This window comes from Neisseria sp. HMSC067G12 (assembly GCF_001812725.1).
Taxonomy (GTDB): Bacteria; Pseudomonadota; Gammaproteobacteria; order Burkholderiales; family Neisseriaceae; genus Neisseria; species Neisseria perflava.
This window is the reverse complement of the sequence record NZ_KV810197.1, coordinates 1-24,176: the sequence shown is the minus strand read 5'-3', so window position 1 is coordinate 24,176 and position 24,176 is coordinate 1. Positions and strand designations below refer to the sequence as shown.

The following is a 24,176-nucleotide window of genomic DNA, read 5'->3' as shown; positions in this document are numbered from 1 at the left end:
CGGTTTGCTACGTTCAAATTTTTCCTTAGCCATGGCAATATCCTATAATCTAAGCTTTTGAAAGAAAGGGTAATAATGAGATGGTGCCCATGGGCAGATTTGAACTGCCGACCTCTCCCTTACCAAGGGAGTGCTCTACCCCTGAGCTACATGGGCGAAATTGTTTGGAGCGGGTGAAGGGAATCGAACCCTCACCGTAAGCTTGGAAGGCTTCTGCTCTACCATTGAGCTACACCCGCATACTCACTATTTGCTCCAAGTAAGAATTTTTGGTGGAGGGAGAAGGATTCGAACCTTCGAAGCTCACGCAACAGATTTACAGTCTGCCCCCTTTGACCGCTCGGGAATCCCTCCAAAAGAGAACGCTAGTTTATTGGCAACTTAGATTTCCGTCAAGATTTTTTTTATTTATTTCTTCAAAAACATCCAAGCTTTTGCTTTTAAACACTATTTATTTAAACTGAATGATTTTTTCGTACTTAGCCATCAGCTCTTCGTGCGTTTCAGGATGCTCTTCATCAATCAAGATACAGTCGACAGGACATACCTGTTGGCACTGAGGCTCATCGTAATGGCCTACACATTGCGTACACAAATTTGGATTGATTTCGTAAATTTCTTCACCTTGCGAAATGGCATCATTAGGGCATTCCGGCTCGCACACATCGCAGTTAATGCACTCATCTGTAATAAAGAGCGACATTTCTATTTCCTTTTTTCTTAAATTATCAAAACCGATTGGGCGCGGATTATAGCACAAATGACGTCGGAACAATCCGTTTGAAAGAATGTTTTACACCTTGGGAATGATTCTCAAATTCTATACTATTCAGCAACTTGCGAATAGAGCAACAATTCAAACCTGCTCATTCCCGCCTTTCCTTCCCGATAAATTTCCAGCCAATCCGGTTTTTCAGGCAGCTTCCCTGCTTCAATATAGACCATTGCCCCATTTTTCAAGTGGCTTTGCAATCGGATAAACAGATTTTGCCAATCTTCCCATGCAAACGGCGGATCAAGGAACACAACATCAAATTTTTCAGACAGCCTTGCCAGATAAGCCATGCCGTCTGAACATTCGATTTTCGCCTGTTTCAAACCTAATTCACGGATATTTTTCTGAAGTGTTTGAACAGTTTGGCGGTGGTTATCGACCATTACCACTTTTGCCGCATGACGAGAAGCAGCCTCCATTCCCAAAGCACCGCTGCCGCTGAATAAATCCAATACTGTTTTTCCAGTTAAATCCTGACCCAGCCAGTTAAACAGTTTTTCACGCACGCTGTCAGGCGTCGGGCGCAGACCATCTGCAGATAAAAATGTTAACTTTCGTCCCCTACATTGTCCACCAATGATACGTACTTGATTGCTGTGTTTGGAATGTTTGTTGTTTGCCATAATTCTTAAAAAGATACCGATTTTTCAGACGGCCTCAATTATATAGTGAAACTGCTATCAAACCATATTTCGATCTCTGCTTTTAGAGACAACAAGGCCGTCTGAAACTCATTTTTCAGACGGCCTTAGTTTGTTCTAAATAAAAGAAGTTAATTGTTTCAAAGGCTAAATTCTAATATGTCTATAGACATCTCTAACTTTTCAAACACCCACTTTTTTATTTAATTTACATATCTAACGACTTTTCCTCCTTGCTTCAAAATAGTTTGATTTTTATATGGATGGTTAAATTATCAAATATAGTTGAGTAAATTATATTTTTATATTATATTTTCATATTACCTATAATGAATATTGAGGTTTTGTATGAAAAATATCGTCTTACTTTTTACTTTACTTGTAACACCAGTTTCTTCTTTCGCAGCTTGCTATGGAAGCGACTCATTTCACACTTGCAATGACAATAGCGGGAATACTTATAGTATCCAAACAATTGGCGATACTACCTATGTAAATGGATATAATTCTCGAACTGGAAGCAATTGGTCTCAAGAAAGTATGCATATTGGCAACACTACTTATACTAATGGTCGTGCAGCAAATGGTAATTCTTGGGATATGACCACCCAAAGAATTGGAGATACCACTTTTATGAATGGAAGAAATTCTCAGGGCAATTATTTTAGTAAAACCTGTAACCAATTTGGATGTTATTGAACCATCTCCTTAACTTTATGGATATTCTTCTCTAGCTTAATTGAAAATATTTAAAAAAAGGCCGTCTGAAAATCATTTTTCAGACGGCCTTTTTCTATCCAAGCTTTAACCAATTACTCTTTCGGTGCCGGCGGTTCAATCTGTTCTTTCCATCCGCATTCTTTTTGTGGGCACACTTTTTCCACGCCCCAGCGTTTGGTGGTTTTGATGGTCAAAACCGGCCACGCGCATTTTGGGCAGGTTTCTGCAATGGGCGGGTTCCAAGTGGCGTAGTTGCAGTCAGGATAAGTGCTGCAACTGTAAAACAGTTTGCCGTAACGGGATTTGCGTTCGACGAGGTTGCCTTTTTTGCATTGCGGGCATTGGACGCCGGTGTCTTTCGGTTTTTCCAGCGGCTCAACGTGTTTGCATTTCGGATAGTTGGCGCAGCCAATGAATTTACTGCCGGTACGGCTGTATTTGTACACTAGACGACCGCCGCATTTAGGGCATTCGCGTCCGTCGAGTTCAGCTTGCTCTGCTTCCGCTTTGGCAATACGTTCGGCCGCTTCTTCGGCGGTTTCGTTAACGTTGCGGGTGTAGCTGCACTCGGGATAACCGGCACACGCAACGAAACGACCCATTTTGCCAAATTTGATTTGCAGTTTGTGTTCGCCGCATTTCGGGCAGGTTTCGTCGAGTTCCTGCGTGGTAAATTTGGCGCGTTCGATACCCTCTTTTTCTTCTACTTGCTTGATAAATGGTTTCCAGAATTTATCCATCACGGGAATCCATTGGCGTTTGCCGTTGGCAATTTCGTCAAGCTGGTCTTCGAGTTTGGCGGTGAAGTGGTAATCGACATATTGGGCGAAGTGTTCGGTCAGGAATTTGTTGACGATGTCGCCTGTGTCGGTGGGCATAAAGCGTTTTTGCTCAAGGGTAACGTATTCACGGTCTTTGAGCGTGGAGATGATGCTGGCGTAGGTCGAGGGGCGGCCGATGCCGTATTCTTCGAGGGCTTTAACCAGCGTGGCTTCGTTGTAGCGCGGCGGCGGGGTGGTAAAGTGTTGTTCGCCGTAGAGTTTGTCCACAGGCAGTTTGTCGCCTTCGCTCATTTCAGGCAGTTTTTTGCTGTCTTCGCTCTCTTCGTCGTCACTGCTTTCTTCATACACGCTCAAAAAGCCTGCGAAAGTCTGCACTTGTCCGGTTACGCGGAATACGCCTTTGCCGACGGTAATATCGACAGTGGTTTGGTCGAATTTGGCGGGCGTCATCTGACAGGCAACGGTACGCTGCCAAATCATTTGATAGAGTTTGAACTGGTCTGCGCTCAGGAAGGGTTTGACGCTTTCAGGCGTGCGGTACACAGAAGTCGGGCGGATCGCTTCGTGGGCTTCTTGGGCATTTTTGGACTTGGTTTTGTACTGCTTGGCCGAACTTGGCAGATATTCTTTGCCGATTTTGTTTTCGATGTAATAGCGGATTTCGGTTAACGCTTCATCGGCCAAATTCACGCTGTCGGTACGCATATAGGTAATCAGACCGATGGCGCCCTGCCCTACGTCTATACCTTCGTAAAGCTGCTGGGCGGTACGCATGGTGCGGTCGGTAGTGAAACCGAGTTTGCGCACGGCATCCTGCTGCATGGTGGATGTGGTGAACGGCGCGGCTGGGTTGCGGCTGCGCTTTTTCTTTTCGATGGCGGTAACGACAGCCTCTTTGCCTTCGAGTTCTTTCAACACGTCGGCTTGCGCGGCTTCGTTCGGTAGGTCGAATTGTTCGAGTTTCGCGCCGTTGTATTGGGCGAGTTTGGCGGTGAACTTGCTGCGGCCTTTGTGGCTGTCGAGATGCACCGTCCAATATTCCTGCGCTTCAAACGCGCGGATTTCGTTTTCGCGTTCGCAAATCAAACGCAGTGCGGGACTTTGCACACGGCCTGCGCTCAAACCGCGGCGGATTTTTTTCCACAACAATGGCGAAAGGTTGAAACCAACCAAATAGTCCAAAGCGCGACGGGCTTGTTGCGCATCGACCAAATCCATTTCGATTTCGCGCGGATGGGCAACCGCATCGAGCACGGCGTTTTTGGTGATTTCGTGGAACACGACACGCTGCGGTTTGATGTTTTTCAATCCGCGTTTGGATTTAAGGATTTCCAAAAGATGCCAAGAAATGGCTTCGCCTTCCCTATCCGGGTCAGTTGCGAGGTAGATGTTTTCAGCTTCTTTGGCACCGGCAACGATGGCATCGACGTGTTTGCTGTTGCGGCTGATCAGTTGGTATTTCATGGCAAAGCCATTGTCAGGATCGACTGCTCCGCTTTTCGGAACCAAATCGCGGACATGACCGTAAGACGCCAAGATTTCAAAATCACCGCCCAGATATTTTTTCAGGGTTTTGGCTTTGGACGGGGATTCGACGATTAATAGGTTTTTCGCCATTGTTGTTCTCTTTTGGATGTATTGGGTTTATGTTTCAGACGGCCTTTATTATTGAGGCCGTCTGAAAAAAGGTTTAGTGCATCACGTTTTGTCCGGTCAACGCACTCATCAAGTCGTCGCCTATCAGGACGGGTAACTCGCTCTTGTGCATCCACAACACCAGCAATACCAACACTTTGGCGGTATCGAGGGTGATTTCGTCCGATGGAATGTGCATCAGGGCATGAATGACGATTTCGCGTTGCTCATAAGTAATTGCGTGTTCGGCAACCAAATACTGCATCAAGCCCATGACTTCCTGCGGCAGGTTGTCAGCTTCTTCACGGCAGAATACGCGCAGGGAGTCGCTGTTAAACGGCTCAGCATAGAATTCGGACGTATTGAACAAGACTTCCATCATCATTAATGTATTGCCGATTTCCGTAGCATCAAAACCCGCATCTTCCAAGAGGCGACCCAAATCCTCCGGAGGCGGACAATTGTCGAAATCTTGGAAGTGTTCGATTAAATAGGCAATGACTTCGGTCATGCTGGTTCCTTAAATATAGATAATTCATGCTTTGACACGCTGATAACGGCCGCCCGGCAAGGCGGCAACGATACCGTCAAGTTCGTATTCCAAAAGCTGTGCGTACACGTCTGCCGCCGCCGTATTGGTTTGTTGCGCCAAAATATCGGGATGTATCGGGTCGTAACCCATTGCTTCCAATAAAGCGCTTGTTGATGGGGCGGCAGATAGGTTTTCAGACGGCCTTTGCGGTTCATCCGCTATTGTTTTTGGTTGCAGATGTTTGGTTTGATCGTTTTTCAGTTTTACCGTCTTATTTATAGAATATGATGGAACAGGCGTATTTTGCAATAGCTGCGGACACTCATGGAGAATATCGTCCAGACATTCCACCAGTTTTGCCCCGTCTTTAATCAGCTTGTGGCAGCCTTTGCTATGCGGATTGTCTATCGACCCGGGCACCGCCATCACTTCGCGCCCCATCTCTGCCGCCAGCTTGGCGGTAATCAATGAGCCAGATTCCAATGCCGCCTCGACCACCAATGTCAGCTGCGATAATGCGGCAATCAAACGGTTGCGGCGCGGAAAGTTGCCTGCAAACGGACGCGTATCTAAAGGGAACTCGCTGACAATCAATCCCCTTTCGGCAATTTCATAAGCAAGGTTTTTATTGGACGGCGGATAAATGCGGTCTATACCGGTTCCCCAGACGGCGATGGTGCCGCCATCTGCCTGCAATGCCCCCTGATGGGCGGCGGTATCGATACCCGAAGCCATACCCGATACGACGGGAATGCCTTTTTCGCTCAACGCCCTACCGAAATCTTTGGCAATTCGCATTGCCTGCGGCGTGGCATGGCGGCTGCCGACCATCGCGGCAGAAGGTGTGTGCAGCAGCTCTGCATTGCCGCGTAAAAACAAGACCGGCGGCGCGGTAATGCCTTGTGTCAGCATTTCGGGGAAATCATCATCTTGCAGCAGCAACAAACGGCAACCGTCCTGCATTTCCCATTGTAAAGCGGCTTCAGCAGACTGCTGCGCCAAAGCCCGTTTGTCCGCATTACGCCACGACTCGGCTGCCTGTTTATGGCGCACCAACGCGGCAATTTTGTCTGCCGGCGCATTCAAGGCAGCTTGTGCGCTACCGAATTGCTGCAACAGCACCAAAAAACTTTCTGCGCCGATATAGGGCGTAAATGCCAGTTGCAACCAAGCAAAACGCTCGTTTTCCGTCATCAATCTGTTCCCTTTTCGTAATGTTTTTTTCAGACGGCCTGAAGTAAATCAAGGCCGTCTGAAAATTTTATTGATATAAAACTTCTGTCGGCTTAAAAGGCAAAATAACAATGCCTAGCCATACCATTATTTTTATAAAGTATTGCTTGTCTAAGCAAACCGTCAAATGACGATGCCGTCTGAAAAACCTGATGGCTTTCAGACGGCCTCTTTTGTGTTTGAACCGATATTGCGCTTATTCTTCGGATTTGTCGGCGCTGCGGCGCGATACGCTGATACCGAGTTGTTTGAGTTTGCGGTAAAGGTGTGTACGCTCCAAACCGACCTTTTGCGCCACGCGGCTCATATTTTGGCCTTCTTGGGCGATGTGGTACTCAAAGTAACGGCGCTCGACTTCTTCCCTCAATTCGCGCAAAGGCATATTGAAATTGAAGCCGCCGATGATTTCTGTCGCCGTCGCGTTTTCCTTCTGACCCAAAGCCACGGCAACGGCCTGCTCGTCCACTTCTTTGCCGTCAGATTCCAACATGATGTTTTTCACCGTTTCGGCAAGCTGGTCGTAATTGCCCGGCCAATCGTATTGGCGCAAAACCACCAATGCGCTGTCGCTGAATTTTACCGGCTGGATTTTTTGACTTTCGGCCAAATCGGTCATGATGCGGTTGATTAAAAAGACGATGTCGTCCGGCTGGCTGCGCAAAGAAGGAACATTGATGCGCTCTTTCAACAGCTCTGCTAATCGGCCGGCAACGACGTCATCGGCGCCCTCACCTCGTTTAAAACCGCATGAAGCAATCACACGGACATTGTAGCGGTCGGCTTTTTCCAGCAAGAAAGCAATGCCGTTTTGGATGTTTTTGCTGTAACGGGCAATATCGCCGACATACAAAATACCGCCTGATGCCTTTTGCAACAGCTCCATCGGCGTATCAACAATGTGTTCGACACGGTCGGTTGCCACCCAAGGCGTACCGCTTTTGTGCAGATAGCGGGCGACAATCTCAAACGGCGAGCCAGCCTCACCGGCCAACAACAGCGGGCGGTTGTGTTTGGCGGCCGCTTCAATACTGCCGTTCATTTCTTGAATGACGGAACTGTTGCCCAGTTTGTCCAAAGTCATGCCGGAGGCCGTCTGAACTTCGCCATGTTTCAAGGCGCGTTCTACTGCGGACAAGAGTTTTTGCAGGGCAATCGGTTTTTCCAGAAAATCGAGCGCGCCGATTTTAGTGGCTTCAACCGCAGTGTCAATGCTGGCATGGCCGCTCATCATAACCACAGGCATATTGAGTTGGCCGTTTTTCGCCCACTCTTTCAACAAAGTGATGCCGTCGCAATCGGGCATCCAAATGTCCAGCAATACCATGGCCGGACGCGTTTGATAACGCAATTGGCGCGCTTCTTCGGCATTTTCGGCCAAAGTGACGGTATAGCCTTCATCTTGAAGGATTTCGGAGAGCAGGTCGCGGATGCCTACTTCATCATCTACAATCAAAATATCACTGCTTCGCATAAGTTTCTGCCATTTCCGGTAAAGCTATTTTGACGCACGCGCCGCCACTGTTCTGATTGCTCAGGCTGATACGGCCGCCATGCTCCTCGATAATTTTTTTCACAACGGGCAAACCCAGCCCCGTTCCTGTCGGTTTGTCGGTAACGTACGGCTCAAAAGCATTGTGCAGCATTTCTTTGCTGAAACTTTTGCCGTTGTTGCAGACGGTCAGGAAAACCTGTCCGCCTTCGCGCCCTGTTTCGACGTTTACTTGAGGCGCTTCGTCCGACTCTGCCGCTTCTGCAGCATTCTTAAATAGGTTATGCAACACTTGGCGCATCGCCGTCGTATCGGCAACAATCGGCAGGGCGTCGGCGCTGAGCCGTGCATTAAACTTGCACGCGCCGGCCTCATATAATACCAATACTTCCGACACCAAACCGTTTAAATCTTGTTTTTCTAAATTCAGCGACGGCGCACGCGCATAGTTGCGGAACGCTTCGACCATTTCTTTCAGCGCGGCCACCTGTTTGACGATGGTATCGGTTGAACGGCTGAGAATTTGGGCGTCTTGTTCATCTAGTTTATCATGCAATTTCCATGCCAATCTCTCGGCGGAAAGCTGGATAGGCGTAAGCGGATTACGGATTTCGTGCGCCAAACGTTTCGCCACTTCGCCCCATGCGGCCTCTTTTTGCGCCCGCATCAAGACGGTAATGTCATCAATCACCATCACCACGCCGTTATCATTGTCTTCCGGCAAAATGGTGGCTTTGCCCAACAAGATTCGGGCATCATCGGGCGCGGCGTATTCGACTTGGACGGGTTTGTTGCTATCGGCGGTTTCATTAATGGCGGCAAACACATCGGCCAACAGGGTTTGCTGCGGCGATTTGCCGTGCCATTGATGCCAGTTACTGCCCCACAAAGACACCAGCGAAACGCCCAAAATCTGTTCGGCGGCCTTGTTAAAGGTTTTCAGACGGCCATTGGCATCCAAAGTAATCACGCCTGTAGTCAAACTTTCCAACACGCATTCCAAATAATGGCGTGCTGCTTCTTCGCGCAAACGGTTGCGCTCGTCTGCCTCTTTGGCAATCGCTAATTGCTCGGTCATGTGGTTGAATAACTGGGTCAAACGGCCGAACTCGTCATTGCGAAATACCGGCCGAGTCTGGCTGAAGTCACCCTGAGCCACCGCCCGCGCACCCTCTGCCAGCGACAATACCGGTGCCACAAAACGGCGGGCAAAATACAAAGCCATCACCAGCGCCAAAAAGATGGCCAATAATGTCGCGACCAACAGCGTGGACAGGAAAAAGGTTTGCAGGCCTTTTTTGGTATAACTCAGTTCGGCATATTTGGCTCGGGCTGCTTCAATCAGCGTCGCGTCTTGGGCAACATCTTTCGGAATCGGCTGCCGAAAAAACAACGCATAATCCTGATTTTTATGCGGACCGATCAGCATCCAGCCTTGAGCATACAGCACGCCGCCGATGTTTTCCAAGCTGCGCACCGAGCCGGTCTGCTCCAGTTGCTCCCATCCTTCTTTGTTAAGCTCAGGTTGATTTAGTTTCAAGGGATTGATGCTTTTCTCGGCTTTATGGGTAGTCGCGTTATAAAGCGCCAGCTGGGCAAAGTCGGCAGTAAGCGCGGATTTTGCCAGCGCTTGCCCTAAGTTGCCGTCCAGCGAAGCGGCGCTGATTAAGTCGATCTGCACCGGCGTGGCGTTGCTGACAGCGTTGTCTACCGCCAAGTTCAGCGCGGATTTGCTCAAGTTTAAGCTGCGCTCTAGAGCCTCATGGGTATCGTTGCCAAACCAAGAATTAATCGTACCGTTAATAAACTGGGCGGAAATACCGAACAAAAACACGCCCGGCAATACGGCAACCAAAGTAAACATCCCCGACAGCCGACGTGCAATCTGCGAACCGAACACGCTTTTGCTGTTGTCGCGCATCAAAAGCACGACATAGCGCACCAACACCGCCGCCAACACCAGCAACAGCAAACCGCACAAGGCGACAATCCACCAGAAGTAATCGGACAATACGTTGCTGCTGCCCGTTGCAACAGTCAGACCGTACAACAAAACAACGGCGAATACGGCGGCAATCAGAAGAAAGCGGCGCATGGTTTACTCCTGCACGACCGACAAGGACTTCCAACCGGAATCCAAATGCCAGTTTTTAGACGTCAGGGCATTGATTTGGAACGGTTTGGGCAGCTTGGCGGTTGTCAGCAGCAGGCGGATTTCAGCCTTCGTGTCTTTGGCGGCCACATCACTCAGCGCACCCTTGGACAAAACCTTCCAATTCGCGACCGCGCCCACTGCGCGCAAGGCAGTCTCAAGCGTATCGTACTCGGTAGAAAACGTACCGACGGTAACGCGATAGCGGTTGGTCAGCGGATGGAAGGACAATTTGTATTGAATCGTGCTGTCGTTGTTGAGCAGCTGGTCGAACTTGAATTTATAAGACGACATAGACGGCGCTGACAGCTGCCAACTTAAATTGAAATGCAGGGGGACGCCCTGTTTGAGTGCTTCTTTAAGCTGGTCGGGCAAGTCAGTGCGGAAACGGCTGCTGACGGAAAGCTGTCCGGCATGGGTCAGCTTTGCCTCGGCACGGGTCGCACTGATGCCCTCGCCTGCCGCGTTCAGCGACACGGCAAGCAAGAGCGGTACAATCAGCGTTTTACTGCTTTTTAATAAGCGCGTAATAAAAGCCATCTTGATGTTTGTTCGGTAAAAGCACATGCGATTCGATCAACTCGGCATCGGCATGGCGGTTAAGGAATTTTTGCAACTGACCGTCGTTTTCTTCGACAAAGACCGAGCAGGTAGCCAGCAACATCCTGCCGTTTTTCGTCAGGGTCTGCCACAGCGCGTCTAATAATGCTTCCTGTTGGCGTGCGGTTTTGACGGCATCGGTCGGCCGGCGCAGCCATTTGACGTCAGGATTGCGCCGCGCCACGCCCGAAGCGGTACACGGCACATCGGCCAAGACAGCGTCAAAGGTCTTTCCATCATACCATGCCGCCAAGTCCTGCGCATCGGCACAAGTCAAAGAGGCCTTTTGAAAGCCTAAACGGTCAAGATTGCTCTTCACCCTGTTCAGACGGCCTTCATCTATATCCAAAGCGGTAACATGACAATCTGCCAGTTCCAAGATATGGCCTGTCTTGCCGCCCGGCGCCGCACAGGCATCGAGAATGCGTTCGCCGTCTTTCGGGTTCAACAAATAGGCAGCACGTTGCGCACCAAAATCCTGCACCGACACCAGGCCGTCTGAAAAACCGGGCAGGCGGCTTACCGGCACGGCTTCTTCCAACATCACGGCGTATTCGTCCAAAGCCCTGGCCGCAATACCTTCCGCAGCCAATTTTTCCAAATAACTTTCGGCATTGCCGTGTCGGCGGTTGACACGCAAAGTCATCGGCGGATGCGATTGCAGCGCAGTGGTGATGTTGTGCCAATGTTTCGGATAATGGTTTTTCAAGTAAGCCACCCACCACAGCGGCAAATTGTGTTTCGCCACATCGTCTTTTTTGCAGGAAGCCGCGAGCTTGTCGCGTTCACGCAAAAAGCGGCGCAAAATCGCATTGGCAAACGAGCGGAACTGGCCGCGGCCGATTTTGGCAATGCTTTCCACCGCTTCATTGACCACAGCATGAGGCGCATTGCGCGTGTAATGCAGTTGGTACATCGCCGCCAAAAGCAGGCTTTCAAGCTGCGGATTGTCAATCGGCTTCTTCAGCATTTGACCAAGCATGTGCTTCAAACTGCCCAAATAACGTTGGCATCCGTAAGCAATATCCTGCAACGCGCCGTTTTCCTGCGCCGTCAGCTGCGGATGCGCCGCACGGATTTCCGCCAAAACATCCTGAAGATTGCGCCCTTCGGCAACCGCGGCAACGCTGTCAGCGGCCAGTTTTTGGGCGAGGGACATACTCATATTTTTGCTTTCTGATTTATATTTGATTTCAAGTGTTCGGCGGATTTCAGACGGCCTGTTCGGCTGCCAGCAATGCCCGATAATATTCGACATCTGCTTTGGAAAAACAGCAAAAGATGATTTTTTCCACTGCCGGACAGTGCGGAAGGGCTTGTTTCAAACTCTCCAAAGCGATACGCGCGGCGGCTTCGGCCGGGAAACGGTACACACCGGTGCTGATGCACGGAAAAGCGATGCTGTGGAGATTGTGTTTCTGAGCAAGCAGCAAGGAATTGGCGTAGGATTGTGCCAATTTGGCCTCTTCATTTTGTTGTCCGCCAAACCATACCGGCCCGACCGTGTGGATGACAAAACGCGCAGGCAAACGGTAGCCTTTGGTTATTTTGGCTTCGCCCGTGCGGCAACCGCCCAAAGTGCGGCACTCGTCCAGCAGCTCTTTGCCCGCGGCACGGTGTATTGCACCGTCTACGCCGCCACCGCCCAACAGCGATGAATTGGCGGCATTGACGATCGCATCAACTGCCAATCGGGTAATATCGCCCTCGACCACTTCAAAAACAGCCATTGTTTTCTTTCCTCTACGTTGGTTTCCAGCCTGTTACAAAACCGTTCCGACTTCAATCGTCCGGCCTGCCGCAAATGCCTGTATGCTCATGCGTTTGCTGCCGGAAGGCTGCAATTCGGTAATATTCAGCGCGTTTTCACCGCACGCCACCAGCAGGCCGTCTGAAGTGCAGGACAACACCTCGCCTGCCTTACCCTGTTTGGCCACGACTTCTGCACGCCAGATTTTCATCGGTTTGCCTTGATACTCGACCCACGCGGCAGGGACGGGGTTAAAGGCGCGGATTTTGCGCTCGATAATGTCCGCGCTTTCGTTCCAATCGATACGCGCCTCTTCTTTGCTTAATTTTTGGGCGTAGGTAACGCCTTCTTCAGGCTGTTTGAGCGCGTTCAGACGGCCTTCCGCCTGTAGTCGCTGTAAGTCGGCAACAATCGCTTCGGCACCCAAACCCATCAGCGCATCATGCACTTCGTTGGCGGTATCCGTAGGCTGGATGGCGTAGCGGCGTTCGCTGACCACATCGCCGGTGTCCAAGCCGATGTCCATCTGCATAATGCACACGCCGGTTTCGGCGTCGCCGGCTTCAATCGCACGTTGAATCGGTGCCGCGCCGCGCCAACGGGGCAACAACGAAGCGTGGATATTGAGGCAGCCGTGTTTGGGCGTATCCAACACATCCTGCGGCAAAATCAAGCCATACGCGGCCACTACCATCACATCTGCGCCCGTATCTTTGAGCATTTGCAGGGCTTCGGCGTTATTACGCAACTTTTCCGGCTGCGCCACAGTCAAACCCAATTCCAAGGCAGCCTGTTTGACCGGCGATGCGGTCAACTGCATGCCGCGGCCTTTGGGGCGGTCGGGCTGGGTCAACACCAGCGGAATTTCAAAACCTGCGGCGGCGATGGCTTTCAAGGCGGCGGCGGCAAAATCGGGCGTACCGGCAAAGATGACTTTCATGTTGTGTCCTTGTGGAAATGGTTTGAATGGGCGCGTTGGGCAAACTGTTTCAGCTGAAAAGGCCGTCTGAAAGATTGAAAACCGAAGTCTGCCTTCTGTTTTGTCTTTTCAGACGGCCTTTAAGCGATGCGTAGGTCAGATGGCGTGTTTCTGACGTTTTTTCAGTTTGGTTTTGATGCGGCCTTGTTTCAGCTGCGACAGGTGTTCGACAAACACGATGCCCATCAGGTGATCCAATTCGTGCTGCACGCAGATTGCCAGCAGGCCGTCTGCTTCCAGCGTGAATTTCTCGCCTTTTTCGTTCAAGGCTTCAACTTTGACGCGCTCGGCACGGGTTACGGTATCGTAAATGCCCGGCACGGACAGGCAGCCTTCTTCATAAGTCGTCTCGCCGTCTTTTTCGACAATGACGGGATTGATGAACACGCGCGGCTCGCTGCGGTCTTCGGTCAAATCCATCACGACGATGCGCTCGTGTACGTCGACCTGAGTGGCCGCCAAGCCGATACCGCGTGCTTCGTACATGGTTTCAAACATATCGGCAACCAATGTCTGGATGCGCTCGTCGATTTTTTCAACAGGTTTGGCGACCGTGTGCAAACGCTCGTCGGGGTATTGGAGGATGTTCAGTAAAGCCATAATATTCTCGTTTTATAAAGCTGATGTGTGATTTTCATACAGATTCGGTTTCCGCCGCCACAATCTCCTGTCATGACAGCAACATTCAATGCTAAAATAACGCCGAAAAATGTTAAGATAGCGCGACGGAAGCCGTTCGTTATCGTATTGATGAATGGGCGGCAGTTTCGCAAACTCCGGCCTTCTCTGTTTATCATCTGAAGACAAACCAAACCGATTTCAAGGGGAACGGTTATGCAACAACGTATTATAACCCTGCTTTGCATGGCAGGCATGGCTATTTCTGCCCACACTCAGGCAGCTTCTTTAAAAATCCGCCCCAATGCGCCGCAACGCTACGTCGTTAAAAACGGCGATACCTTGTGGGGCATTTCCGGCAAATATCTGTACAGCCCGTGGCAATGGAACCGCCTTTGGGGCGCCAACCGCAACGCCATCCGCAATCCGCACCTGATCTATCCGGGTCAGGTGTTGGTTTTACGCTACGTCAACGGCCAGCCTCGACTGGGTTTTGAACACGCCCAAACCCGTTCAGACGGCATTCCCGTGATCAAACTGCATCCGCGCGTACGCGAAACTTCCGGCTACGGCATTCCGACCGTCAACGTCAACCTCTACCGCATGTTTATGAAACATCCGCAGATTATCGCTCCGGAAGAAACCGCCAACGCGCCGCGCCTGATTGCAGGTCCCGACAACCGCGTCCTCTACACCCAAGGCAACCGCGTGTACGCATACGGCCTGACCGAACCCGGCCGCTACCTGACCTACCGCGTCAATAAAAACATCACCGATCCGGAAACCGGTAAATTCCTCGGCCAAGAAGTCGTGTTCAGCGGCATCGCCAACACGCTGCCTTACACCGACTCCGCCTTGGAAAACCGTACCCGCGCTTCTGACGAAAAACTCAAAAGCAACGAGTATTACACCCAAGTCAACAAAGTCATGAAGCTGCGCACCCAGTCCGCGCAACCTTTGGTTATCGAAGAAGCCGTTTCCGAAATCCGCAAAGACGACTATCTGCTGAAACTGCCCGAAGGCCTCGACAGCTTCAATGTGATGCCTCACGCCCCTGCCCGTCCGATTCAGGCCAAAGTCGTTTCCATCTTCGACGGCGTGGGCGAAGCCGGTCAGTTCCAAACCATTACTTTGGATAAAGGCGAACTCGACGGCTTGGACAAAGGCACTGTGGTCAGCCTCTACAAACGCGGCCGCCAAGTCCGTGTCAATCTATCCAACAACCTGATTCGTAAGCCGAAAGACAAAGATACGGTTGAGTTGGTTTCCATTCCGGCGGAAGAAATCGGTTTGGCAATGGTGTACCGCACATCCGACCATCTGGCCTCAGCCATTATTTTGGAAAGCCTGAACAGCGTTTCCATCGGTGATACCGCTTCCGAACCCGGCCGCGACTTGGACAATATGGCTGATGAAAAAACCATGGACAAGCCGGCTGAAGACGAACAAGAAAGAGAAATCGAACTGGAAGTCCGCAGCTGATTGAGCTTTCTTAGCAGCCATCTGGCAAATAAGGCCGTCTGAAAACCTGTTTTTCAGACGGCCTTTTGATTGCTGCCCATCAGAATAAAGAAATCTGTAACACGTTGTTTAAAGCGCAAACAACATCTTATTTTTCCAGCCGGTAATCGGCTATTCTTTTTTCTATCGTTTTTCCGTTCTGCCATTCCAATCAGAAATATGTAAAGCCCAACACACCATTTATTGCCTGTGGATTGCTCCATCTGTTCCTGCCAATCAAAAAGGCCGTCTGAAATCTTCAGACGGCCTTTTTATCCACAACTCAAATCCGATTATTTGAATTTGTAAGTGTATTGCAAGCCCAAGATGTCCGCTTTATTTTTGAAGCGGGCAGAGGATGCACCGCGGCTGTCCACGTCGTTGCCGCTGGCTTTGCCGGTGCGGTAAACCGTGTCATTGATGTGGATATGGCTGTACGCCGCATCGATAACATGGTTTTTACCCAGTTGATATTTGGCACCGACGGAGAACCAAATACGGTTGCCGTCAGGCAGGCTGTTCATACGGTCTTCAGCGCTTTTAACCGGCGATTTATCGAAAGCGATACCGGCACGCAGTTGCAATGGTTCGGTAACTTGGTAAGAGCCGCCGAATGCAACTTTATAAGTGTTGCGCCAGTTAGGCGTGATAACGGTACGGTCAGATTGGCCGTTGACAACTTTTTTGGTGTTTTCAAACACCAGCTCCGCTTTGTTGAAGCGGCTATGGCGCGTCCAAGTCACATCGCCGAACAGGTTGGTTTTGTCGGTGGCGCGGTACATACCATGAACAGACAAAGACTCAGGCGTTACGATTTTTACGCTGGCTTTTTCGTTCGGCACATAACCGCGTGCAGCCATTGCACCCAAATCCCATGCGCGTTTTGCATATGCGCCGTCCGCTTCCCAATCGGCAGTGCCTTTCAGCGTATGCGATACTTTGGAACGATAGTTCACACCCACGCGTGCGCGCTCGTTGATGTCCCACATCCACGCCAGTTGGTAACCAAAGCCCCAATCGTGACCTTTTACATCGGCATGACCGTCAGCTTTGCCGGTCGCATCGACAGCAACGGGACGGCCTGCTTGACGGGAAGCCAAGCCGCTGGCCAACTGGCTGATGGCGCCGGAAGCATCCCAGTCGGAGTATTTGCGCAATTCGGCTTTGGAATATTGGGCAATCAAACCGGCACCGACGGCGTGCTGCTCATTCAGTTTCCACGCAACTACCGGCTCGATGGCTATGGTGGTCAAACCCAGTTTGTTGATGTTGTGGCGCAAGACGGAATCTTTTTCGTATTCGGTTGCCGAACCGAAAGGAACGTACACGCCCAAACCCAAAGTCACATCGTCGCTGGCTTTGTACGCGCTATAAACGTGCGGAGCAACGGTGGTTTCGGTAATTTTGCCGCTGGTCGAGCCGCTGACATCGGCACCCGTGCGGAAGTGTTTCGCAGATTCTGCCTCATAATGAATGCTTGGGAAAACGATATTGGCGTTGACGGAAATTTGGCTGCTGTCGATTTTGCTCAAACCGGCCGGGTTGTAGAAAATAGTTGAGGCATCGGCGGCTTCGGCGGCGGCGGCGTTGGCCGTGCCTTGTGCGTTAACGGATTGTGTGCCGAAATGGTAGCCGGAGGCTTGGACGGCGGTAGATAACAGTGCTGCGCTTAAAATAAACGCTGTTTTTTTCAGGTTGAAATGAATCATTTTGGTTTACCGTGAAAGTGGCGTACAAAGAAAAAGGCCGTCTGAAACGTCCTTTATTGATTTAGTATAGGCACTCAATTCTATACTACATCATTATTTTTGCCTAATCTTTTCTTTTTTTACACAAAAAAGCAGGCTAAAACAGCCTGCTTTTCCAATTATCGGATCACTGCAATTATTTAACCTGCAACACTTCCAGCGTATTGGTCGAACCGGATTCGCGCATTTGCGAACCGCTGGTGATGATGTATTGGTCGCCGCTTTGGAGGATTTTGTGTTCTACCAGCATGGCTTCCACTTCGTTCAGCGCGGTATCGTGATCGGTACTGGTTGCCAAAATCAACGGACGCACGCCGCGGTACATCGCCATGCGGCGTTGCGCTGAAACACTCGGCGTCAGGGCAAAAATCGGCAGGGTGATGTTGTGGCGGCTGACTTCGAAGGCGGTCGAACCGCTTTCAGTCAGGGCAACGATGGCTTTGGCGTGAACTGCTCGCGCCACGCTGACCGCACCGCCAGCAATCGCCAAGTTGGTGCTGACGGCTTCGGGATACTCGACCTGTTCGGCAACGCCGTTGAGCGAATCTTGTTCTTTTTCCGCAGCCGCACAAATAATCGCCATTTGGCTGACGGTTTCAAACGGATACGCACCGACGGCGGTTTCGGCGGAACACATCACCGCATCGGTACCGTCCAATACCGCGTTGGCCACGTCGCTGACTTCCGCGCGGGTTGGTACAGGGTTGGTAATCATGGATTCCATCATTTGAGTTGCGGTAATGCTGAAGCGGCGCAACTCACGGGCGCGGCGGATCATGCGTTTTTGTAGGGCAGGTACGGCGGCATGGCCGACTTCCACTGCCAAGTCGCCGCGGGCAACCATAATACCGTCGCTGGCAAGGATGATTTCGTCCAGATTTTCAATGGCTTCTACGCGCTCGATTTTGGAAACCAAACCGGGACGTACGGCTGTACTGCCTTTCATTTCTTCTTCGACTTTGGCGCGTGCGATGTGCAAATCTTCGGCAGATTTCACAAAGCTGATGGCCAAGTAGTCGCAACCAATGGCAATCGCCGTTTTCAGGTCGCGGAAGTCTTTTTCGGTCAACGCACCGGCAGACAGGCCACCGCCGCGTTTATTGATACCTTTGTTACTTTTCAGCACATGGCTGTTTTCTACCCTTGTAATAATCTTACTTCCTTCAACCGCCTCAACGGTCAAAGTCAACAGGCCGTCGTCCAGCCACAAAACATCGCCGGCAGCGACGTCATTCGGCAAATCACGGTAGTCCAAACCCACCGCTTCGCGTGTACCTTCGCCTTCAAGTGCGGCATCCAAAATCAAAGTTTCATCTTTATTCAGCTCGATGCTGCCGCCGGCAATTTTACCGACACGGATTTTAGGCCCTTGCAAGTCGGCAAGAATGGCGATTTCCTGACCCGCACGTTTCGCGGCTTCGCGTACGATACGGGCATTTTCTTCATGAAACTCCGGCGTACCGTGGCTGAAATTGAAACGGACGACATTAAGGCCGCCGACACGGATCATGTCTTCCAACAATTGTACATTGTTGCTGCCCGGACCCAGTGTGGCAACAATTTTGGTATTGTGGCTGATACGGGTTAAATCACGTTGCAATTGGCTCATGTAAACGTCCTTTCCTGTTGATTTCACGTTTGATAATGAAGAAGATTGTACTCTTAATGCAATAATGTTGGCGTAAAATTACATCATTTTCTGACTTAAACTAAATTTATTTTTGCATTAACCTACTTTTCTATCGGATACAATACACTCTCACGTCGTCATTTTTAATTTTCAGACGGCCTCCCTCATACTAATAGAATACCCAACTGATCCATGAAACGTTTTTTGACTCCGCTACCCATCGGTATCGTTTTGGCCGACCTGATCTACGGTTTCGTACTTAATGTCATGCAAGGCTTAAATTTGCAACAAACCGCCGCCAACCAGTCCGGTACAATTTCCGTTACGCCCGACATTGCCTTCAACAGCCTACAAATCGTCGCCAACGGCGGCATGGTCTGTATCATCGGCTTCGGTTTGATTGTTTTGTTCCAACTCAACCGCGCCGTATTACGCCAACAAATCCTGCCCATCGGTATTTTCCGAACCCTCGGCCTGTTGGCTGTTTTGGCATTCAGCATTTCGTCTTTGTGGGAATGGTTGCATGCCGCTTTGTCGCTGCTTTCCGGGCACAACGTTTTAAACTTCAGCAACCCGCGTTATCTGGTTACCGCAGCCTGCATGCCCATCATCGCTTTCTTGTGCATCCTGCGCCTGTACAATTGGTATCGCCTGCATCGGACTGTTGCCGCTGACGACACCTCCACGACACTCTAATCAAGTTGCAAAAAGGCCGTCTGAAACAGGAAAACCTATTTCAGACGGCCTTGTCATTGTATATCTCAACGTTGATGGCTGGTTTCTACACTGGCCTTAATCTCACCATACATTTGCGAGCTGCCTCCGCTGCCTGATGCGCAGGCCGCCAAGCTCAGTGTCAAAACAGCCGCGGTCAAAATCTTCAACATTGATTTCTCTCTTTCCACAAAAATTATTTCGGATCGCAACGGAAATGGTAAGCGCAAATTTCAAATCCGTTTTTGAAGTAGAGACGATGCGCACCTGCACGGTCATGGTTAACATGGACATTCAGATGGATTTTGGTCGCGCCGGTTTCCGCACCGATTTTGCGTACTTCTTCCAACAAGCGTGAAGCATAGCCTTTTTGGCGGCATTGCGGCATGGTTACGAGATCATCAATATGGATATGGTAACCACTGGCCAAGTTATGTGCAGTATGGAAACCGCATACGGCCACGGCATTTTGTTTACCTTCTTCAAAAATACCCAACAGGCGGTAACCGGTTTTGCGCTGATGCTCGTTGATTTGTTCGACGAAACGGTGAATATCGGTCAAAGAAGAACGCAAAATGCTCAATGCCGCAAAAGCGGTTGCGGTTTCTTCCGGCGGAATTTCACGCAATACGCCAACCACAGGCGCGGCAGCTTGAGGCTCAGGCTGAGCATTGGCCGCTTCCGCACGCTCGGCTGCATGTTTTTCTTCAATCGCCTGCGCCAACAAAACGCGCTCGACCGGCACTTCGCCCTGCTGTTTGCTCTCTTGCTCTTTGAGCAAGGCTTTGCAGTCAATCACGCGCAAATCATTATCCGCTGCAAAGTCCATCAAGAAACGGAACATTTGCGGATTGTCTTCTTCCAACTTTTTATCGACCGCTACACAACGGACATTGTCCACCAAAATCGGGCGCACCCAATTCGAATAGGAAAGGCGGTTGTCTTTAGTAAAGGAGGACAAAATACCGCACAGGCGCTCCGCCCAGTCGCTTGGTCGGAAAATCTTGCCTTTGCTGGTCGTACCATGGATCACAACTTCATAAGGATTACACACTAACATAAGCAGCTTCCTGAGAGTAAATGGCTGAAGGAATATTTCGCCAGTGCCAACATCAGAAAAAGTTCCGATACATAGCAACAGATTATTGAAAAAATATCAGTAAGGTTTTGAAATACGACAATGATGAGACGGCTTGCCGAGCCTGACAATCCGTTTCGAATTCTTTGATTATTATACCCGATACGCCTCTTTTTCTTCAAAAATCATTTGAAAAATAACAACAGGCCGTCTGAAAACAAGTATTTCGGTTTCAGACGGCCTGCATATTTTGAATATCAATACAACAATTTCTTGCGGGGCTTTTGCTCGCCATTGGATTTAATTTCTGACAAATTGAAATTCAATATGCTCAAATCCAAAACGCTTTCTGAAGTGCATTGATCGCCAAAGGCATTTTCATAAGTGGCTTTCAGTTTCAATACTCCGCCGAATGTTTGGTCCGGCAATTCGGCAGCCAGCGCCAACATGCTTGCAAACACGCCGCCATACAATTCTCCCGATGCCAGCATATCCACGCCGCCGGAAAACATCTCCAAGCGCATAACTGCATCGGCAACCAGCTTGCTCGGCAAGTGATCCGGCAAAGCCTCAGCCTCAAAACGCACATTCTTCGCCAAGCCCTTACCGCTATTGCGGACAACCAAAACCAATAAATCCGTTTGTCCATCAGAACGTTGCAACGTCGCATGCAAAACAGGATGAATGCTCTCTTTTTGAATCAGCTGCTCACGGTGCAACATCTTGCTTTTAGCTTTGGATCGCGCAGATACGACGGCCCAAATCAACCAAACAAATGCAACGGCAGAAATGGCTGTAACCAAAAGGGGAAGATTGGTCAAATAGGCTTGCTGATTAAACCAAACTTGTGCGGCTAAAAATCCGGCAAAGAAAATCAAGACGTATAAAATTGGGGCAAACCGGCTTTGTATGGATGAGTGCATGAGTTTTCCTACATTTCGTATCATGTTATTAAAAAATAATGCCTTTCGGGCGAATAATGTCATCAACCCGGAAGGCATTATTTTAACGTAATTTTAACGCAATTTGCTTAATATCTTGCTTTTTATGAAACTAATGTATCAAGCAGACAACTCAAACCGTATAGCCGTATTTTCAGACGGCCTGAGATTTTTATCAGGCTTCGGCAACCGAATCACGCGAGAAGGTTTTTTCGCAATAATGGCATTTCAAACGCGTCTGACCATTATGTGAACGGACATAAAAGCGACTGATGACCGGCTCGCCATGACTGGCACAATTAGTATTCGGGCAACGGAACACTTCCGAAATCTCGTCCGGCAATGACAAATGCTGTTTCTCAACCACCTTAAACCGATCGATTTTGTTGACCACTGCTTCAGGGGCAAATAAAGCTAAACGGTTGGCCGCATTGGCATCCAACCACACACCGCTGATTTTGATAATGTCTTTGCTTCCCTGCGTTTTACTGGGCAAATTAAAACCAACCGTAACCGCGCTGCCATAATGCAGCAGCTTAAACTGTCTTAAAATGGCCAAGCCTTTACCAGCAGGAATATGGTCAATCACCGTACCTTGTTCGATTGCTTCAACGCTGAGTTTTGAGTTTTCCATCTTTCGCTCCTTAAACTTCTTCGTTCAATACCAAAGACAAAATCGCCATCCGTGCATACACTCCATTGGTTGCCTGTTCAAAATAATAGGCATGAGGTGTTTTATCCACATTCGGATGAATTTCATCTACCCTCGGTAAAGGATGCAAGACGCGCAAATTGGGTTTGGCGTTTGCCAACATCGGCGCATCAAGATTGAATTTACCCTGAATTTTGGCAAATTCCTGCTCATCAAAACGTTCGCGCTGAACGCGGGTCATGTACAAAATATCCGCCCATTCGACCGCTTCTTCCAAGCTGGACAGGACTTGATAAGGGCAACTGGCCTCCTCCAGCTCTTCAGTGATATAGTCCGGCATCGCCAAGCTGGGAGGAGAAACAAATGCAAACTCACAACCCCAACGCTTCAATGCTTGACATAATGAGTGTACCGTACGGCCATATTTCAAATCACCGGCCATCGCAATCTTCAAATTGCTCAAACTACCTTGTGTTTCATAAATCGTTACCAGATCCAAAAGCGTCTGGCTTGGATGTTGGTTGGTACCATCGCCGGCATTAATCACGGGCACGCTCGAAAACTCGGCCGCCACACGGGCCGCACCGTCTTTCGGGTGTCGCTGAATAATCGCATCCGTATAACTGGAAATAATCCTCGCAGTATCTGCAAGCGTTTCACCCTTTTTCGCGCTGGTATTCGCGCCATCGGAAAAACCGATAACTTTCCCACCCAAACGCTGTACCGCCGTTTCAAAAGACAAACGCGTACGGGTAGAGGGTTCAAAAAAGCACGAACCAATCAATTTACCTTCAAGCAAATCTTCGCGAGGTTGCTTTTTCAACTTCAAGGCCGTCTGAAGCAGCAATTCGAGCTGCTCCGTCGTCAAATCTGAAATTGAAATAATATGTTGCCGATAAAGCGGATTAGGCATGACCATTCCTTCCCATAAAAAAGCCCGCAACAGGCGGGCGTTTCAAGCAAACCGATTCCATCGTTGCCCGACATCATCCCCGTCGGACAATCACAACCATGTTTCTACCACACCCATGAAATCTCCCGCATTATCGCATATTTAACAGACGACTGCTTCTATCAAGTTTTCAGACGGTCTGAGACCTTTGCAAAAAATCCTTCATCCCCAACAGCCAAAAATCAAACACAGGGACTTGACAGCTCCCTTTTATCTTCCCAATGCTCGCATCTTGTAGGAGCAAACAAGCGCAAGTAAGCTGTTAACCACTTCAACGATTCAAACATATCGCTTTCGAATAGCGTTGCACACCCATGTTGCCTAAAGCAAATTAGGTTCACACCCTGATTTACAGTGAAACGTAACAAAGCTTTGTTCAACCACATAACGGGTTTTTCGACAAATATTCGGTTGTGTTTGATTTGCGTTTCCGTCGATGAGTTGTTGCAAAGGGCTTTGCGATAATGCAGGTCTGTAGCTGATGTTTTTCTAGGTGCCATCTGTTTTGCTGCCGTAGCCTTTGATCGAACCTTCTGCCATACCTTATCTCGTCGATATTGAAGGAGTGATGTGCAGTTTCTCAATATAGCCTTTCAAAATAGATACAGATATATGTTTGCTGTATCAACCAGCCTTTTACCCTGCAGACAATGCTATCTTTGCTTGGTGTAATTTGTCTACAGCCTTTATCTTTTATTATCCTTACCCATGACCGCTCGGGCCGTCTGAATAATGTTGCATCAATAACTTAAACTACCGCTTTCTCTACTTTTAAACTTTCCCGCTCAATTTACAGTTAATTCCTAATAGTTCTGACCAGGGCATTACCTTCCGCCGGCTGGTTGCAGTGTCAGCATAAGGTACTGGATTTGAAATATTCAGTTCGTCAAAATAATAAAACGGGTTAAGACAATAATGCAGTACTCGAGGTTGAGATCAGCCTCCCCCAAAGACGTGCCTGTGCACGTCCTTTTTACTTTCTTATCTCCTTTCCACCCTATTGTCACCCCGTAAAAGGCTTACACTCCGCATCATTGCCCCTAAATATCTCCTCA

The 24,176-nt window shown here is 49.5% G+C and carries 23 protein-coding genes and 3 tRNA genes; 3 read left to right on the top strand and 23 right to left on the bottom strand.

Annotation, left to right across the window (positions count from 1 at the left end):
• Positions 1-81: 81 nt before the first annotated feature.
• The 5 genes from HMPREF2871_RS04145 to rsmD form a co-directional block, all read right to left on the bottom strand.
• Positions 82-156 (bottom strand) — tRNA-Thr (locus HMPREF2871_RS04145).
• A gap of 9 nt (positions 157-165) precedes the next feature.
• A tRNA-Gly gene (locus HMPREF2871_RS04140) sits at positions 166-239 on the bottom strand.
• A gap of 31 nt (positions 240-270) precedes the next feature.
• Positions 271-354 (bottom strand) — tRNA-Tyr (locus HMPREF2871_RS04135).
• Positions 355-451: 97 nt separating this feature from the next.
• Positions 452-703: a YfhL family 4Fe-4S dicluster ferredoxin gene (locus tag HMPREF2871_RS04130; RefSeq protein ID WP_003679513.1), complete on the bottom strand. Its 252-nt coding sequence runs from the start codon at positions 701-703 to the stop codon at positions 452-454.
• Between the two features lie 122 nt (positions 704-825).
• Positions 826-1,398 (bottom strand): 16S rRNA (guanine(966)-N(2))-methyltransferase RsmD, encoded by a 573-nt coding sequence (gene rsmD, locus HMPREF2871_RS04125; RefSeq protein ID WP_004520186.1) that lies wholly within the window; start codon positions 1,396-1,398, stop codon positions 826-828.
• Positions 1,399-1,764: 366 nt separating this feature from the next.
• On the opposite strand from rsmD, the gene HMPREF2871_RS11360 reads away from it, so the two are divergent.
• Complete coding sequence (locus HMPREF2871_RS11360) at positions 1,765-2,115, top strand: hypothetical protein (protein WP_079453718.1); 351 nt, start codon at positions 1,765-1,767, stop codon at positions 2,113-2,115.
• A gap of 113 nt (positions 2,116-2,228) precedes the next feature.
• Here HMPREF2871_RS11360 and topA read toward each other — a convergent pair whose 3' ends face one another.
• From topA to def, 10 genes are all read right to left on the bottom strand, one after another.
• Positions 2,229-4,535 (bottom strand): type I DNA topoisomerase, encoded by a 2,307-nt coding sequence (topA, locus tag HMPREF2871_RS04120; protein ID WP_004520185.1) that lies wholly within the window; start codon positions 4,533-4,535, stop codon positions 2,229-2,231.
• A gap of 73 nt (positions 4,536-4,608) precedes the next feature.
• Complete coding sequence (locus HMPREF2871_RS04115) at positions 4,609-5,064, bottom strand: Smg family protein (protein ID WP_004520184.1); 456 nt, start codon at positions 5,062-5,064, stop codon at positions 4,609-4,611.
• A 24-nt stretch (positions 5,065-5,088) separates the two neighbouring features.
• Positions 5,089-6,279, bottom strand: a complete 1,191-nt coding sequence (gene dprA, locus HMPREF2871_RS04110) for a DNA-processing protein DprA (protein WP_004520183.1) — start codon at positions 6,277-6,279, stop codon at positions 5,089-5,091.
• Between the two features lie 235 nt (positions 6,280-6,514).
• A complete protein-coding gene (locus HMPREF2871_RS04105; protein WP_004520182.1) occupies positions 6,515-7,789 on the bottom strand; it encodes a sigma-54-dependent transcriptional regulator in 1,275 nt (424 codons plus the stop codon).
• Complete coding sequence (locus HMPREF2871_RS04100) at positions 7,776-9,902, bottom strand: sensor histidine kinase (RefSeq protein ID WP_004520181.1); 2,127 nt, start codon at positions 9,900-9,902, stop codon at positions 7,776-7,778. Before HMPREF2871_RS04100 ends, HMPREF2871_RS04105 begins: the two co-directional genes overlap by 14 nt.
• A gap of 3 nt (positions 9,903-9,905) precedes the next feature.
• Positions 9,906-10,499, bottom strand: coding sequence for a DUF4390 domain-containing protein (locus tag HMPREF2871_RS04095; RefSeq protein WP_004520180.1), 594 nt, complete (start codon positions 10,497-10,499; stop codon positions 9,906-9,908).
• On the bottom strand, positions 10,465-11,724 hold the full coding sequence (gene rsmB, locus HMPREF2871_RS04090) for a 16S rRNA (cytosine(967)-C(5))-methyltransferase RsmB (RefSeq protein ID WP_049343694.1): 1,260 nt from the start codon (positions 11,722-11,724) through the stop codon (positions 10,465-10,467). The genes HMPREF2871_RS04095 and rsmB overlap by 35 nt, the downstream gene beginning before the upstream one ends.
• Positions 11,725-11,770: 46 nt before the next feature.
• Entirely contained in the window at positions 11,771-12,289 is a 519-nt protein-coding gene (locus tag HMPREF2871_RS04085) for an O-acetyl-ADP-ribose deacetylase (RefSeq protein WP_049343697.1), read from the bottom strand.
• A gap of 33 nt (positions 12,290-12,322) precedes the next feature.
• On the bottom strand, positions 12,323-13,249 hold the full coding sequence (gene fmt, locus HMPREF2871_RS04080; protein ID WP_049343701.1) for a methionyl-tRNA formyltransferase: 927 nt from the start codon (positions 13,247-13,249) through the stop codon (positions 12,323-12,325).
• Positions 13,250-13,384: 135 nt separating this feature from the next.
• Positions 13,385-13,888 (bottom strand): peptide deformylase, encoded by a 504-nt coding sequence (gene def / locus HMPREF2871_RS04075; RefSeq protein ID WP_003686244.1) that lies wholly within the window; start codon positions 13,886-13,888, stop codon positions 13,385-13,387.
• A 234-nt stretch (positions 13,889-14,122) separates the two neighbouring features.
• Here def and HMPREF2871_RS04070 point away from each other — a divergent pair, with 234 nt between their 5' ends.
• Entirely contained in the window at positions 14,123-15,388 is a 1,266-nt protein-coding gene (locus tag HMPREF2871_RS04070; RefSeq protein WP_049336996.1) for a LysM peptidoglycan-binding domain-containing protein, read from the top strand.
• 53 nt (positions 15,389-15,441) lie between these two features.
• Here the strand turns inward: HMPREF2871_RS04070 and HMPREF2871_RS11940 are convergent, their stop codons facing one another.
• From HMPREF2871_RS11940 to pyk, 3 genes are all read right to left on the bottom strand, one after another.
• Positions 15,442-15,630: a hypothetical protein gene (locus HMPREF2871_RS11940; RefSeq protein ID WP_004520173.1), complete on the bottom strand. Its 189-nt coding sequence runs from the start codon at positions 15,628-15,630 to the stop codon at positions 15,442-15,444.
• Between the two features lie 69 nt (positions 15,631-15,699).
• On the bottom strand, positions 15,700-17,115 hold the full coding sequence (locus tag HMPREF2871_RS04060) for an OmpP1/FadL family transporter (RefSeq protein WP_004520172.1): 1,416 nt from the start codon (positions 17,113-17,115) through the stop codon (positions 15,700-15,702).
• Between the two features lie 175 nt (positions 17,116-17,290).
• Positions 17,291-18,763, bottom strand: a complete 1,473-nt coding sequence (gene pyk, locus HMPREF2871_RS04055) for a pyruvate kinase (protein ID WP_049337966.1) — start codon at positions 18,761-18,763, stop codon at positions 17,291-17,293.
• Positions 18,764-18,976: 213 nt separating this feature from the next.
• Here pyk and HMPREF2871_RS04050 point away from each other — a divergent pair, with 213 nt between their 5' ends.
• Complete coding sequence (locus tag HMPREF2871_RS04050; RefSeq protein ID WP_049336347.1) at positions 18,977-19,480, top strand: hypothetical protein; 504 nt, start codon at positions 18,977-18,979, stop codon at positions 19,478-19,480.
• Between the two features lie 65 nt (positions 19,481-19,545).
• Here the strand turns inward: HMPREF2871_RS04050 and HMPREF2871_RS12080 are convergent, their stop codons facing one another.
• The 5 genes from HMPREF2871_RS12080 to pyrB form a co-directional block, all read right to left on the bottom strand.
• Positions 19,546-19,671, bottom strand: a complete 126-nt coding sequence (locus HMPREF2871_RS12080; RefSeq protein WP_256388874.1) for a hypothetical protein — start codon at positions 19,669-19,671, stop codon at positions 19,546-19,548.
• Between the two features lie 23 nt (positions 19,672-19,694).
• On the bottom strand, positions 19,695-20,558 hold the full coding sequence (locus HMPREF2871_RS04045) for a GNAT family N-acetyltransferase (protein WP_049336349.1): 864 nt from the start codon (positions 20,556-20,558) through the stop codon (positions 19,695-19,697).
• A gap of 275 nt (positions 20,559-20,833) precedes the next feature.
• On the bottom strand, positions 20,834-21,499 hold the full coding sequence (locus HMPREF2871_RS04040; protein WP_049336352.1) for a COG1361 family protein: 666 nt from the start codon (positions 21,497-21,499) through the stop codon (positions 20,834-20,836).
• A gap of 193 nt (positions 21,500-21,692) precedes the next feature.
• The gene (pyrI, locus tag HMPREF2871_RS04035) at positions 21,693-22,151 is read right to left on the bottom strand and encodes an aspartate carbamoyltransferase regulatory subunit (protein WP_004520167.1); all 459 of its coding nucleotides are present in this window, start codon (positions 22,149-22,151) and stop codon (positions 21,693-21,695) included.
• Between the two features lie 10 nt (positions 22,152-22,161).
• Positions 22,162-23,082 (bottom strand): aspartate carbamoyltransferase, encoded by a 921-nt coding sequence (gene pyrB / locus HMPREF2871_RS04030; protein ID WP_039862268.1) that lies wholly within the window; start codon positions 23,080-23,082, stop codon positions 22,162-22,164.
• Between the last annotated feature and the right edge of the window lie 1,094 nt (positions 23,083-24,176).

What these genes read in the sequence shown, in the direction of transcription:
- HMPREF2871_RS04130 (WP_003679513.1), bottom strand. Translation starts at nt 703, where the DNA reads ATGTCGCTCTTTATTACAGATGAGTGCATTAACTGCGATGTGTGCGAG.
- rsmD (WP_004520186.1), bottom strand. Translation starts at nt 1,398, where the DNA reads ATGGCAAACAACAAACATTCCAAACACAGCAATCAAGTACGTATCATT.
- HMPREF2871_RS11360 (WP_079453718.1), top strand. Translation starts at nt 1,765, where the DNA reads ATGAAAAATATCGTCTTACTTTTTACTTTACTTGTAACACCAGTTTCT.
- topA (WP_004520185.1), bottom strand. Translation starts at nt 4,535, where the DNA reads ATGGCGAAAAACCTATTAATCGTCGAATCCCCGTCCAAAGCCAAAACC.
- HMPREF2871_RS04115 (WP_004520184.1), bottom strand. Translation starts at nt 5,064, where the DNA reads ATGACCGAAGTCATTGCCTATTTAATCGAACACTTCCAAGATTTCGAC.
- dprA (WP_004520183.1), bottom strand. Translation starts at nt 6,279, where the DNA reads ATGACGGAAAACGAGCGTTTTGCTTGGTTGCAACTGGCATTTACGCCC.
- HMPREF2871_RS04105 (WP_004520182.1), bottom strand. Translation starts at nt 7,789, where the DNA reads ATGCGAAGCAGTGATATTTTGATTGTAGATGATGAAGTAGGCATCCGC.
- HMPREF2871_RS04100 (WP_004520181.1), bottom strand. Translation starts at nt 9,902, where the DNA reads ATGCGCCGCTTTCTTCTGATTGCCGCCGTATTCGCCGTTGTTTTGTTG.
- HMPREF2871_RS04095 (WP_004520180.1), bottom strand. Translation starts at nt 10,499, where the DNA reads ATGGCTTTTATTACGCGCTTATTAAAAAGCAGTAAAACGCTGATTGTA.
- rsmB (WP_049343694.1), bottom strand. Translation starts at nt 11,724, where the DNA reads ATGAGTATGTCCCTCGCCCAAAAACTGGCCGCTGACAGCGTTGCCGCG.
- HMPREF2871_RS04085 (WP_049343697.1), bottom strand. Translation starts at nt 12,289, where the DNA reads ATGGCTGTTTTTGAAGTGGTCGAGGGCGATATTACCCGATTGGCAGTT.
- fmt (WP_049343701.1), bottom strand. Translation starts at nt 13,249, where the DNA reads ATGAAAGTCATCTTTGCCGGTACGCCCGATTTTGCCGCCGCCGCCTTG.
- def (WP_003686244.1), bottom strand. Translation starts at nt 13,888, where the DNA reads ATGGCTTTACTGAACATCCTCCAATACCCCGACGAGCGTTTGCACACG.
- HMPREF2871_RS04070 (WP_049336996.1), top strand. Translation starts at nt 14,123, where the DNA reads ATGCAACAACGTATTATAACCCTGCTTTGCATGGCAGGCATGGCTATT.
- HMPREF2871_RS11940 (WP_004520173.1), bottom strand. Translation starts at nt 15,630, where the DNA reads ATGGAGCAATCCACAGGCAATAAATGGTGTGTTGGGCTTTACATATTT.
- HMPREF2871_RS04060 (WP_004520172.1), bottom strand. Translation starts at nt 17,115, where the DNA reads ATGATTCATTTCAACCTGAAAAAAACAGCGTTTATTTTAAGCGCAGCA.
- pyk (WP_049337966.1), bottom strand. Translation starts at nt 18,763, where the DNA reads ATGAGCCAATTGCAACGTGATTTAACCCGTATCAGCCACAATACCAAA.
- HMPREF2871_RS04050 (WP_049336347.1), top strand. Translation starts at nt 18,977, where the DNA reads ATGAAACGTTTTTTGACTCCGCTACCCATCGGTATCGTTTTGGCCGAC.
- HMPREF2871_RS12080 (WP_256388874.1), bottom strand. Translation starts at nt 19,671, where the DNA reads ATGTTGAAGATTTTGACCGCGGCTGTTTTGACACTGAGCTTGGCGGCC.
- HMPREF2871_RS04045 (WP_049336349.1), bottom strand. Translation starts at nt 20,558, where the DNA reads ATGTTAGTGTGTAATCCTTATGAAGTTGTGATCCATGGTACGACCAGC.
- HMPREF2871_RS04040 (WP_049336352.1), bottom strand. Translation starts at nt 21,499, where the DNA reads ATGCACTCATCCATACAAAGCCGGTTTGCCCCAATTTTATACGTCTTG.
- pyrI (WP_004520167.1), bottom strand. Translation starts at nt 22,151, where the DNA reads ATGGAAAACTCAAAACTCAGCGTTGAAGCAATCGAACAAGGTACGGTG.
- pyrB (WP_039862268.1), bottom strand. Translation starts at nt 23,082, where the DNA reads ATGCCTAATCCGCTTTATCGGCAACATATTATTTCAATTTCAGATTTG.